Source organism: Streptomyces sp. NPDC052043 (assembly GCF_044548235.1).
GTDB lineage: Bacteria > Actinomycetota > Actinomycetes > Streptomycetales > Streptomycetaceae > Streptomyces.
Map to the genome: position 1 here is coordinate 480,716 of NZ_JBIUBT010000006.1, position 11,826 is coordinate 492,541.

Sequence of the window (11,826 nt, forward strand, 5' to 3'; positions counted from 1 at the left end):
GGTCCCTGCACGCAGGGTTGCGGCGTGCCCCCGTCGTGTGGCCGTGCGCCCGCCCGTGCGCTCTTCTCCGGCCACCCGGGGAGCGGTTCCATGGTCCTGCGTGGGTCGGCCCGCTGTACTGGATCCAGTGGGCTGGGGGACACCGCCGCCTTCATCCCCGCGGGCGGCGGAACGGTCCGGGGGGCGAACTCCGCCTCCCGGACTGCGTGTTGTCTGCGTGAGACGCAGAGCGAGTACGGAGTGTGCGCACATGTGTCCCCATGACGCAGAATTGGCCGAAAGTCGACTCTGCCTCCCGCCGCCGATCACCGCTCCCACCACGGCAGTTGAGGGCGCGAAGGGTGTTGCGGGGAGCGCATCAGGGGGCGCATTCGAGTCGTGACGGCCGTGCACGGTACGGGCGTTCGCCACTGCCGGGGCCGGCGCGCCGGGGCGCGCACACCGTACCGAAGGCGGCTCCGCCTCCCCTCCGGCGCGCCTCCTTCGTGGCAGCATGGTGACCTGGTTCGTTGCGGTGCACTGGTTGCCCACAGGCGGTGGAGGCTTCGATGCGGTGGTTGGTGGGATGGAGCAGCACCGCCGCGGGCGCCACCGGGACCGGCTCCGCGGGCGCCACCGGATACGACGGCCAGACCCTGCACCCGGTGGGCTCCCGGCTCCTGTGGGGCGACCCGGACCCGCTGTGGGCGGTCGGCGACTGGCGTCCGGACGAGATCCGCGTGGTCCAGGCCGACGCCCGGACCAGGATCGCGGTGCTCGGCATCTGCGGGGCCTCCGACGAACAGCTGAGGGCCGGCCTGTTCGCCGCGCGCGGGGGCGCGCTCAGGCATCTGACGGCCTGGCCCGGAAGCTACACCGCCGTCGTACAGGTGGACCGCCGCATCACCGTCTGCGGCGACCTCGCCGGGGCCCGCCCGGTGTTCCACACCCCGTGGGCCGGCGGCACGGCGTACGCGACGGCCGCGCTGCCGCTGGCCGACCTCGTCGAGGCCAACCTCGACTTCGGGCACCTGGCCGCCCTGCTGGCCGCCCCCGACGTACCGGCCGCGCTGGACGACTCCACGCCCTACGAGGGCGTACGGCGCGTTCCGCCCGGGCACGCGCTGATCCTGCGCGCGGGGGCGCGTGAGGTCGCCGGGTACGAGCCGGTCGCCTCGCTCGCGGTGGCCGCACCGCCGGCCGACCCGGACCGCGCGGTCGACGCGGTGCGCGACGCGTTGGTGGAAGCCGTCCGCGCCCGGCTGTCCGCGCCCCGGCACGTACCCGACGTCGACCCGGGGCCGGTGCCCGGCATGGGTCCCGCCGAGCGCCGTGCGGCCCGCGGGATGCCGGTGCCGGGGATCGGGGCCGACCTGTCCGGCGGGCCGGCCTCGGGCACGCTCGCGCTGCTGGCCGCCGGGCTCCCGGGCCGGCCCGGCACCCTCCTGGGCCACGGCACGGGAGCCGGCGAGCGCCTGCTCGCGGTCACCTTCAACGACCTGACGGCCACCGGGCGCGAGGCCGAACTCGAACGCGCCGGGACGCTCGCGGCCAACCCCCGCCTGCACCACGTCGTGGTGACCGGCGGCGAGGACGTGCTGCCCTACGCCGAACTCGACGGCCCCCTCACCGACGAACCCGGCCCGTCCCTCGTCGCGGCGGCGCGGCACCGCGCGCGGCTGGCGGCGGGCAGCGCGGACCACTTCACCGGCCACGGTGCCCGGCAGGTCCTGGACGCCCACCCCGCGCGCCTGGCCGACCTGCTGATGGACCGCAAGCGCCGCCATCTGGTCCGGCCGGTCGCCGCGCTCGCCAGGGCCGACGGATCGGTCATGGTCCCCGCGCGCGTGTACGGCGCGGCGCGGCGGCTGGCGCGCACGCCCTACCGCGCGGGACTCGACGTACTCGCCGAACGGCTCCTGCACCGCCGCTTCGACGAGCCCACGGGCACCGTCGGGGCGTCGCTGGCCGCACTCTCCTGGGCCAGACCCGGACCGGCGGCCCGGTGGCTGACCGGAGAGGCGCTGGCTGAAGTATCGGTTCGCCTGCAAGGGGCGACCCACCGTTCGGGAGTGGGGCCCGGGCAGCGGCCGGGCGACTACCGCGCGCGTGCTGCCCTCGCCCGGCACGCGGCGGACCTGCGGGTGCTCGAGCAGGCGGCCGAGGTCCGCTCCCAGCGGCTGCACACGCCCTTCCTCGACAACCAGGTCGTCCGCGCCTGCCGGGCCCTGCCGGAGGCACTGCGGGTCCAGCCCGGTGCCCGCGCGGTGATCCTGCGTACGGTCCTCAAGGGCGCCGGGGTGGGCGACCTGCCACCGGGCTGGGGCGCCCCCTCGCACGCCTCGGCCGCGGCGGCGTCCCGTACCGGCCTGCGCGTGGCCGTCAACGATCTGGTGGACCTGTTCGCCACCCCGCTGCTCGCCGAGGCCGGCCTGGTGGAGGCCCGCGTGGTCCGCAAGGCCCTGCGCGCGGCCGCGCAGGGCGAGCCGCTGCCGCTGGACGGCCTGGCGGAGCTGGTGTCCCTGGAGCTGTGGCTGCGGCGCCTGCTGTCCCGCCGCGGCACCTGCTGGACCGGCACACCCGCGCGTGCCCGCGCGGTACCGGCGGGCATCGCGCCGCAGCGGGGCGCGCTCTCCTCCGGCGGCCGGGCGAGTCCTACCGGCAGGTGAACCGGGACTCGGCCCAGTCCGCCAGGGCCACGGTGTCGAAGGAGCTGTCCGGCTCGACGACCAGTCGTACGGTCCGGTGCCCGGCGAGGCCCACATGGACGGGGACGGCCGGATCACGGCCCGCGACCGTCCCCGAGTTCCACAGGCGGACGCCGTCGGCGTACACCGAGAAGGAGACCCGGCCGAGCCTGCCCGTCAGGCTGTCGACGCCGACCACGGCGTCGTAGGCGGAGCACTCGCGGTTGAGGTCGATGGTGACGGACGAGTCGCCGTGCACGGTCACCCCGTGCGCGTAGCGCTTGCCGGCGATCCACAGGCTGTGGCGCTGCCACACCCAACTGCTCGCGCCGAGCCGCATCTCGGGGCGGGTGCCGTCTCCGGTGACGTCGTACTTCAACTCGTTCCAGCGGTAGACCACGGGAGCGGGCGGGGGAGGAGTCGGTGTGGGTGTGGGGGTCGGCGCGGACGTGGGCGTGGGCGTGGGCGCGGGCGCCGTGGTCGGGGCGGGCGTCGGTGACGGTGACGGTTTGGGCGCCGGAGCGGGGGCGGCGGCGGGAGGCGCCGGAGGCTTGACGCTCGGCGTTGGTGTCGGTGTCGGCTTCGGGGCCGGTCTCGGCGGCTCGGGCGTCGGGGCCGGTGCGGGAGGCAGAGCGGGCGTCGGCTTCGAGGCCGGCTTCGGCGGCTGCGGCACGACCGCCGGCGCGGACGCGGCGGGTCGCGCCTCCGGCCTCCCGGCCGGGGTCTCGTGACCGACCAGCGCGAGCGCGACCGCCGCGGCGGCCACGGCGACCACACCGGCCGCGATCCCCGCCTTCACCGGCGCGCCCAGCCCCTCCGAGGCCACCGAGCCCCCGCCGCCGGAGGCACCTCCGCCCACGGCACCCGCGGCACCTGCCGCGCCCGCCGCGCCCGCGCCCCCGGCGACGATGCCGAGCGTCTTGGCGTACCCCGCGGCGCCGAACCAGCCGATGACGGCGACCGGGACCACGGCCGGGATGCCGCCGGCGACCTCGGCGATCTGCGTGGCCGCCAGCCGGCACTTGGCGCACTCCTCCAGATGCTTGCGCAGCCCCCGCTCGGCACGGGTGCGCAGCTTGCCGCGGGCGTAGCCGCCGAGTTGGTCGGCATAGCGGGCGCACTCCTCGTCCGCGGTGAGGGAGGCGCTGACATGGGCCTGGAGATAGGCCTGCCGCAGCCCCTCCCGGGCCCGACTGGCCAGCACCCGGGTGCCGTTGGCGTCCAGCCCGAAGAGCGTGGCGACGGCGCTCGGCGACTCGTCCTCGACCTCGGTGTGCCACAGCACGGCCTGCCACCGCTCGGGCAGCGAGCGGAAGGCCCGCACGGCCATCGACTGCTCGGCCTCGTGCATCGCGCGCACGTCGGCGCCGAGGTCCACGCCCGCTCCGAAGGAGCCGCCGGAGGCGCCGTCGTACGAGAGCTCCGCGGCCTGCGCGGCGAACACCGCGAAGTCGTCGACCAGGTGCTCGCGCCGGGCGGTCCTGGTCCACTGCGCGGCGACCCGGCGGACGGTGGTGAGCAGATAGGCGCGTACGGCGTACTCGGGTCCTGAGCCGCCGCGCACCGCCTGGAGCACCCGGGCGAACACCTCGGCGGTCAGGTCGTCGGCGGTGTGGGCGTCCCGGCAGCACGTGCGCGCGTACCGGCGTACGGCGTCGGTGTGGCGCCGGTACAGCTCCTCGTAGGCGCTGTCGTCGCCCGCGCGCACCCGCCCGATCAGCTCGGCGTCGGACGGCGGCAGGTCCGCCGGGGGCGCCGGCTCCACCGCGGACGGCTGCTCGCTCCCTCCCATCCGCTCGCGCTGCGCCGGTACGGCGTTCTGCGCCGGTACGCCGCTCTGCCCCGAGGCACCCCGGGGCCGCCCGGCGGCGTGCGGGACGCCGGACGGTCCGCCCTGGGACGGCACCTGCGGAGAGTCCGTCCCGTCCGTCCGCGACCCGCCGTCACCGGCGCCGTCACCACGCCCGTCAACGCCCATCGCGCAAACGCCCCCGTCGCCGGCCCGACCGTCCCGATCACCGAGCCAGACTGCCACACCGACCGCCGCCGGGCCCCGACGGCGGGGATCCTCCACTCGTCCGTGGGGCCCTGCCGTGCCCCGGCACCACCCTCACCCGTACGGGGAGGGCCGCCGGACGCGGCTCACGCGGGGTCACCGCTCACGCGGGCCGCGACCGCAACCCCTCCAGCAGGATGTCCAGCAGCCGGGCCGAAGCCGCGGCCTGCTGCGCCGCGTCCGGCAGCGAGGGCGCCGCCGTCGCGATGACCAGCAGCACGTCCGACACCGACACGTCCGGCCGCAGTTCGCCCGCCGCGCGCGCCCGCTCCACGAGTCGGCCCACGACCTCCAGCAGCGCTGCCGCCCCCGCGTCGTCCTCCGCCGCACCGGACGTGGGCGCCGTCCCGTCGGCCATGAGCCTCAGCTCCCCGGAGCCCGGCTGGACGCGCTGCTGCGGCACCCGGGGGTCGGCCGGACCGCCCGCACCGCCGGCCCGGTCCTCGGCGACCGAGACCCGCAGCACCTGCGGCGGCAGCAGCCGACCGGCGCCGGAGGCCACCGACGTCCGCAGGAAGCGGGAGAGCGCCGACCACGGCTCGTCCTCCTGACCGAGCGCGGCCCGCGCCTGGTCGGCCAGCCGGGAGGTCTCCTCCTCGGCAATCCGCCGCACCAGGACGTCCTTGCTCGGGAAGCGCCGGTACACCGTGCCGACGCCGACCCGCGCGCGCCGCGCCACGTCCTCCATCGGCGCGCCGTACCCCAGCTCGCCGAAGACCTCGCGGGCGGCCCGCAGCACGTGTTCGAGGTTGCGCTGTGCGTCCACGCGCAGCGGCGCCGTCCGGCCCGTGCGGGGCTCGTCCCCGCGCGCGTTGCCCGCCGCAGCGCCCATCGCCCCGTTGCCGGGTGCCACGGCGGACGCGGTGGACCAATGAGTGCCCTGAATGTGCATAAGTGATCCCCCGGTAATGACGTCTCCCCCCGGAGACTCCCCGTCCCTGATTCCGGAGCGCGCGGAACGGGATCACGCACGATCAGGCCCGCCCTCGAGATCTGGTGGTACTCGGCGGGCTCGCTCGGATCACATCCCCCACACCCCGTAGACACACGAACATAGTTGAGAGGGAGTCAATTCAGAAGGGGCAGGTTCCGCACGGAGCGCCCCCCGATCGGAGTACGAGCCGCATACGTCCGTATTGAGCCCCCTTCCGTCCCCCGGCGCGCACCCACTGACCTGGGCCCTTTCCTCACGTATCGACAATTCGGCCAACCCCGTGCCGCTCGGGCCGACGGTCACACAATTCGCCGGGGCTGTGGACAAACGAGAGCGCCGGGTGCGTCATGGGATGGTGAAGGAACGTGCGCGCATTCTCGTTGTCGGCGGCGGCTACGTCGGGATGTACACGGCCCTGCGCCTGCAGCGGCGGATGAAACAGGAGCTCAGCCGGGGCGAGGCGGAGATCATCGTGGTCACCCCCGATCCCTATATGACGTATCAGCCCTTCCTGCCCGAGGCGGCGGCCGGCGCGATCTCCCCCCGGCACGTCGTCGTCCCGCTGCGCCGCGTGCTCGACCGGTGCCGCATCATCGTCGGCGAGGCCACCTCCATCGACCACGCGCACCGCGTCGCGACCCTCACCACCCTCGCCACGGAGGAGACCGGGGGCACCGAGAAGCTGACGTACGACGAACTCGTCCTCGCCCCGGGATCCGTCGCGCGCACCCTGCCCATCCCCGGCCTGGTCGACTACGGCATCGGCTTCAAGACCGTCGAAGAGGCCATCGGCCTGCGCAACCACGTCATCGAGCAGATGGACATCGCCTCCTCCACCCGCGACCCCGCGATCCGCGACGCGGCCCTCACCTTCGTCTTCGTCGGCGGCGGGTACGCGGGCGTGGAGGCGCTCGGTGAACTGGAGGACATGGCCCGCTACGCCGCCCGCTACTACCACAACGTCACGCCCGAGGACATGAAGTGGATCCTCGTCGAGGCCTCGGACCGCATCCTGCCCGAGGTCGGCGAGGAGTTGGGCCGCTACACCGTGACCGAGCTGCGTCGCCGCAACATCCAGGTCCTCCTGCGGACCCGCCTCGAATCGTGCGCCGACCGGGTCGCCGTCCTCAGCGACGGGCAGCGCTTCCCGACCCGTACGGTCGTGTGGACCGCGGGCGTCAAACCGCATCCGATCCTCGCCGCCAGCGACCTGCCGCTGAATGAGCGCGGGCGCCTGAAGTGCACCGCCCAGCTGACCGTCGAAGGCGTCGAGCACGCCTGGGCCGCGGGCGACGCCGCGGCGGTCCCGGACGTCACCACCGGCGAACCGGGCAGCCTCACCGCGCCCAACGCCCAGCACGCGGTCCGTCAGGCCAGGCTCCTGGGCGACAACATCAGCCACTTCCTGCGCGGCGAACCCCTGGAGACCTACGCCCACGCATACGCCGGCTCGGTCGCGTCGCTCGGACTGCACAAGGGCGTCGCACAGGTCTACGGGCGCAAACTGAAGGGCTACCCCGCCTGGTTCATGCACCGCGCCTACCACCTCAGCCGGGTGCCCACGGTCAACCGCAAGACCCGGGTGCTCGCGGAATGGATGCTGGCGGGACTCTTCAAACGGGAGATCGTCTCCCTGGGTTCCCTGGAACATCCCCGGGCGGAGTTCGAACTCGCGGCTGGTGGAAAGCATCCTCTCGACCCGAACATCAACCCGAAAGGGTCGACCTGACCGGACCGGGGAACTCCGCCGCACGCCCCGGCGTCCAACGGATGCCGGCGCGGTCGGCCACACCGCCCAACCGGCCCGCGACCGGGGACGGGCAGCCGCCCGCCCCGCACGGATGACGCATTCCCGCCGTGCCGTATCCCCGGCACAGTAAGAATGTGCGGTCACCGCCGCGCGGCCCCTGACCCCCGGCCGGGCCCGGAGCTGGCCTGAGACGACGACACGAGGCAAGGATTCGTGAACTTCACGCGCTGGAGCGCCCGGCTCCCCGGAATCACCGGAACGCAGCGCCGCGCGGCGGCGCGGCCCGATCTCGCGACCGTCGGGGACCGGCGGGCGGACGGCACCGTACCCGCGGCCCGCGCCGAACAACTGACCGATGAGACAGTGCCGGTGCCCGCCGTCGACGAACTCCCCGCGCGGGAGGTCCTCGACCGCGTCCCGGCCCTCGTCGCCCTCGTCCACGGCCCCGACCACCGCGTCGCCTACGTCAACGACGCCTACGCGGCGGCCTTCGGCGCACGCACGCCCGGCGGATCCGCCCACGAGGCCCTGCCCGAACTGCGCGAACTGGGTCTGCTCCCGCTCCTGGACCAGGTGCAGCGCAGCGGCAGGCCCCGCACCCTGAAGTCCCGCAAGGCACCGGACGGCCGCTCGTACACGTTCACGTGCACACCGGTCGCCGAACCGGAGAACGACGGCCGCGACGACCGGGACGGCCACGGAGGCCGTGGCGTTCTGGTCTTCGCCACCGACGTCACCGACCACGCCGACGCCGCCGAACGCCTGCGCGCCAGCGAGCGCCGGCAGCGCGAGACCGCCGTCACCCTCCAGCGCTCGCTCCTGCCCCAAGTGCTGGAGCAGCCCGACGACCTGCGCATCGCCGCCACCTACCAGCCGGGCGGCACGGAGGCCGCGGTCGGCGGCGACTGGTACGACGTCATCACCCTCGGCGGCGGCCGCACCGCACTGGTCATCGGCGACGTGATGGGCCGAGGGGTGCGCGCGGCCGCGGTCATGGGCCAGCTGCGCACCGCGGTCCGCGCCTACGCCCGCATGGACCTGCCTCCGCACGAGGTCCTGCAACTCCTGGACGGCCTCGCCGCGGACATCGACGCCAACCAGATCGCCACCTGCGCGTACGCCGTCCACGACCCCAACGAGGGCCGGCTGGTGTACGCCTCCGCGGGGCACCTGCCGATCCTGGTCCGCGACGAGAACGGCACGGTGCTGCGCGCCGACGAGCCCACCGGCCCGCCGCTCGGCACCGGAGGCTGGGTGCACGCCTCCGGCTCGGTCCCGCTGGGCCCCGGATCCATGGCGGTCCTCTACACCGACGGCCTGGTGGAACGGCGCGACGAGGACCTCGACGAAGGGATCGCCGCGCTGGAACACGCCCTCGCCGGTGCCACCGGCTCCCCCCAGGTGGTCTGCGACCGCCTGGTCCGCTCGGCGGGGGTGCAGGCCGACCACGACGACGACGTGGCCGTCCTCGTCCTCCAGCACCCCGCCCGCACCGGCCCGGACGGCGAGCTCTTCCGCAACGCCGCGCTGGAACTGCTCGGCGGGGTGGAAGCGGCCCCACGCGCGCGTGCGTTCGCCTCCGGCGTCCTCACCAGCTGGCGCTTCCCGCCGGATCTGCACGACCTCGGCGTCCTCGCCGCCAGCGAACTGGTCGCCAACTCCCTCCAGCACGGCACCCCGCCCATGCGACTGCGCCTCAGGCGCACCGACCGCCGCCTCATCGTCGAAGTCACCGACGGCGACGACCACCTCCCCAGGCGGCGCCGCGCCGAACCGGGGGACGAGTCGGGCCGCGGCATCGCCATCGTCGCCACCATCGCCACCAGCTGGGGATCCCGCAGAACCCCGGGCGGTGGCAAGGCGGTGTGGTGCGAGTTCACCCTGCCGGGGGCGGCGGGCCGACGGGGGCCGCGCTGAGGCGGACCGTCCGCCGGGACGCGGTGGGCCGGGACGCGGCCCCACGCCCGGCGGACGGGCGCGGGCTCACGCCTGTGCGCCCACCGGCTCCGCGGTCAGCCCGCCCCGAGCGATCACGCGGCTCCGCGCGGCCCACGGATGGTCCTGCACGGTGCTGAGCCCCCGCCCCAGCCGCAGCGCCAGGACGGTGATCAGGAGGGAGAACAACAGGAACGTCACCACGTACGGCCCCGGCAGCGAGGCTGCGAGCGGGCCGCCCGCGGCCGGGCCGAGCGCCAGCGCGAGCTGCTTCACCAGGGCGAAGGCCGAGTTGTACTGCCCGGCCAACCCCTCCGGAGCGAGGTCCGCCACCAGCGGCGCGACCGTCGGCGACAGCATCGCCTCGCCGAGCCCGAACAGGGCGTACGTCGAGATGAACGCGGCCGTGGCCATCGCCCGGCTGCCGTGCCCGAGCCCCGCGTACGCCGCCGCGGCCCACGCCAGGGCCCAGATCAGGCCCACGGCCGCGATGATCCGCGACCGCCGCCGCCGCTCCACGAACTTCAGCACGGCGAACTGCGCCACCACGATCACCAGCGTGTTGGCGGCGAGCGCCGTCCCCAGCATCGACGGGGCCATGCCCGCGGCCTCCACGCCGTACGCGCTCAGGCCCGACTCGAACTGCCCGTAGCAGGCGAAGAACAGCACGAAGCCCAGCACGCACAGCTGCACCATCGCCCGGTTGCCGAGCAGCTGCCTCCAGCCGGTCCCCGCCGGCTGTCCGGCCCGCGCCGAGTCGTCGGCGGTCCGCGGCGGGTGCGGCATCCGCACGGTCGCCATCAGCGCGACCAGCAGCAGGAACACCGCCGCCTCGATCGCGAACAGCAGGGTGAAGGAGGAGACCCGGGTGGTGTCGACGAGGTGCCCTCCGATGAGGCCACCCACGCCAAGGCCGAGGTTCTGAAGGAAGAACTGCATCGCGAACGCCCGCGACCGCGTCTCCGTCGTCGAGCACTCCACGATCATCGTGGCCAGCGCCGGCTGCATCACGGCCTGCCCTGCGCCGAGCGCCGCCGCCGACAGCAGGACGGCCCCGGCTCCGCCCGCAAGACCCAGGCTCAGCGCGCCGAGCGCGGCCGTGACCAGGGCGGTGAGCAGGACCGGCAGCGGGCCGCGCCGCACGATCGCCCGGCCGGCGAACGGCAGCACGATCAGCGCGGCCACGGCGAAGACGGCGAGGACGATGCCCGCAGTCATGGCTCCCAGACCCCGCACCTGTGCCACATAGACGTACAGGTAGGGAACGGTGAAGCCGAGCCCGAACGCGCTGAGTGCGTTGCCCACGTGGATCCGGCGCATCGCTGCGCCCATCGCCCTGGTCACGTTCACCCTCTCTCAAGCAGGTAGCAAGTAGTGGACAGAAGATTGCTTGAAGTGGTCAGTAGTTAGAACTGAAGACTTCGAACCTAAACTTCGATGCTAAACAGTACACCTGGAAGGACTTCAACGCCAAGCAGTCCCGTGCCATACTGCGGACATGGGCGACACCCCCGGCGGCATCGACGGCATCGGCACTGAGCCTGCGCTCGAAGAGCAGATCGCCGCCTACCAGCGCGAGTTCCAGGACCTCGACCCCCAGGTCGAGCAGATCGTCTCCGCGTTGTCCCGGCTCAACCGCCGGATGAACGTGGCCTACGGCCGGCAGACCGCCGCGCTCGGCATAAGCAACGCCGACTGGGAGGTGCTGAAGGCACTCGTCCTCTCCGGCGCCCCCTACCGCCTGGGCCCGAGCGACCTCGCCAAGCGGCTCGGCCTCACCCCCGCCGCGATGACCCACCGCATCGACCGGATGGTGGCCGAGGGCCTGGTCACGCGGGAACGCGACGAGGCCAACCGCGTCCGGGTCATCGTGGAGCTGACGGCCGAGGGCCGCGAGAAGTGGCTCGAGGCCATGCGGCTGGCCACGGTCTTCGAGGGCGACCTCCTCCAGGACCTGTCCCCGGCCGAGCGCACGGCCCTCGGCGAGGTCCTGATCAGGATCCTGCGCCGTGTGGAGCACGCCCAGCCGGACGCCGGCGGACGGCTCAGCGACCTCGACTGAGCACCCGGCGCGGGACGCTTGACAGTCGCCTGCCGGATCCGTAATGTTCTCCGGGTTGCCGCGGGACCGTCATGGTTTCTCGTCGACACCTCCGCCGCACGAGCGGCACCCAAACCACCAGCACGATCCCCCATCCGGGATTGTTTTCGGCGTGCCCGAATTCAATTCGAGTGGGACTCGTCGATCTTGATCCGGCGCCCGAGGGCCCGATTGGGAATCGCCGAGAGAATCCGCTAAGGTTTGAGACGTCGGAACGGCCCAACAGCCGGGAAGACGAACCCCGCTGACTGGGGGTCAGGTCGAGAAAAAGATCTGATAGAGTCGGAACCGCCGGAAAGGGAAACGCGAGAGCGGAAACCTGGAAAGCACCGAGGAAATCGGATCGGAAAGATCTGATAGAGTCGGAAACACCGAAGGGAAGCG

7 protein-coding genes are annotated in these 11,826 nt (G+C 73.9%); 4 read left to right on the forward strand and 3 right to left on the reverse strand.

Going from position 1 to position 11,826, the window contains the following annotated elements:
* The first annotated feature begins 548 nt into the window (after positions 1 to 548).
* Complete coding sequence (locus ACIHCX_RS19115) at positions 549 to 2,648, forward strand: asparagine synthase-related protein (RefSeq protein WP_400030775.1); 2,100 nt, start codon at positions 549 to 551, stop codon at positions 2,646 to 2,648.
* On the opposite strand, the gene ACIHCX_RS19120 is transcribed toward ACIHCX_RS19115, so the two are convergent.
* Positions 2,635 to 4,644 (reverse strand): sigma-70 family RNA polymerase sigma factor, encoded by a 2,010-nt coding sequence (locus ACIHCX_RS19120; RefSeq protein ID WP_400030778.1) that lies wholly within the window; start codon positions 4,642 to 4,644, stop codon positions 2,635 to 2,637. The two genes, ACIHCX_RS19115 and ACIHCX_RS19120, sit on opposite strands and share 14 nt — an antisense overlap.
* Positions 4,645 to 4,825: 181 nt before the next feature.
* Positions 4,826 to 5,614 (reverse strand): TetR/AcrR family transcriptional regulator, encoded by a 789-nt coding sequence (locus ACIHCX_RS19125; RefSeq protein WP_400030780.1) that lies wholly within the window; start codon positions 5,612 to 5,614, stop codon positions 4,826 to 4,828.
* Between the two features lie 394 nt (positions 5,615 to 6,008).
* Here ACIHCX_RS19125 and ACIHCX_RS19130 point away from each other — a divergent pair, with 394 nt between their 5' ends.
* On the forward strand, positions 6,009 to 7,385 hold the full coding sequence (locus ACIHCX_RS19130; protein ID WP_400030782.1) for an NAD(P)/FAD-dependent oxidoreductase: 1,377 nt from the start codon (positions 6,009 to 6,011) through the stop codon (positions 7,383 to 7,385).
* A gap of 234 nt (positions 7,386 to 7,619) precedes the next feature.
* On the forward strand, positions 7,620 to 9,323 hold the full coding sequence (locus ACIHCX_RS19135; protein ID WP_400030784.1) for a SpoIIE family protein phosphatase: 1,704 nt from the start codon (positions 7,620 to 7,622) through the stop codon (positions 9,321 to 9,323).
* Positions 9,324 to 9,389: 66 nt separating this feature from the next.
* Here ACIHCX_RS19135 and ACIHCX_RS19140 read toward each other — a convergent pair whose 3' ends face one another.
* On the reverse strand, positions 9,390 to 10,673 hold the full coding sequence (locus ACIHCX_RS19140) for an MFS transporter (protein ID WP_400030843.1): 1,284 nt from the start codon (positions 10,671 to 10,673) through the stop codon (positions 9,390 to 9,392).
* A gap of 166 nt (positions 10,674 to 10,839) precedes the next feature.
* On the opposite strand from ACIHCX_RS19140, the gene ACIHCX_RS19145 reads away from it, so the two are divergent.
* The gene (locus ACIHCX_RS19145; protein WP_400030786.1) at positions 10,840 to 11,403 is read left to right on the forward strand and encodes a MarR family winged helix-turn-helix transcriptional regulator; all 564 of its coding nucleotides are present in this window, start codon (positions 10,840 to 10,842) and stop codon (positions 11,401 to 11,403) included.
* The last annotated feature ends 423 nt before the right edge of the window (positions 11,404 to 11,826 follow it).

Bases quoted from the DNA above. Each gene is read 5' to 3' on its own strand.
- ACIHCX_RS19115 (WP_400030775.1), top strand. From the start codon at position 549: ATGCGGTGGTTGGTGGGATGGAGCAGCACCGCCGCGGGCGCCACCGGG.
- ACIHCX_RS19120 (WP_400030778.1), bottom strand. From the start codon at position 4,644: ATGGGCGTTGACGGGCGTGGTGACGGCGCCGGTGACGGCGGGTCGCGG.
- ACIHCX_RS19125 (WP_400030780.1), bottom strand. From the start codon at position 5,614: ATGCACATTCAGGGCACTCATTGGTCCACCGCGTCCGCCGTGGCACCC.
- ACIHCX_RS19130 (WP_400030782.1), top strand. From the start codon at position 6,009: ATGGTGAAGGAACGTGCGCGCATTCTCGTTGTCGGCGGCGGCTACGTC.
- ACIHCX_RS19140 (WP_400030843.1), bottom strand. From the start codon at position 10,673: ATGGGCGCAGCGATGCGCCGGATCCACGTGGGCAACGCACTCAGCGCG.
- ACIHCX_RS19145 (WP_400030786.1), top strand. From the start codon at position 10,840: ATGGGCGACACCCCCGGCGGCATCGACGGCATCGGCACTGAGCCTGCG.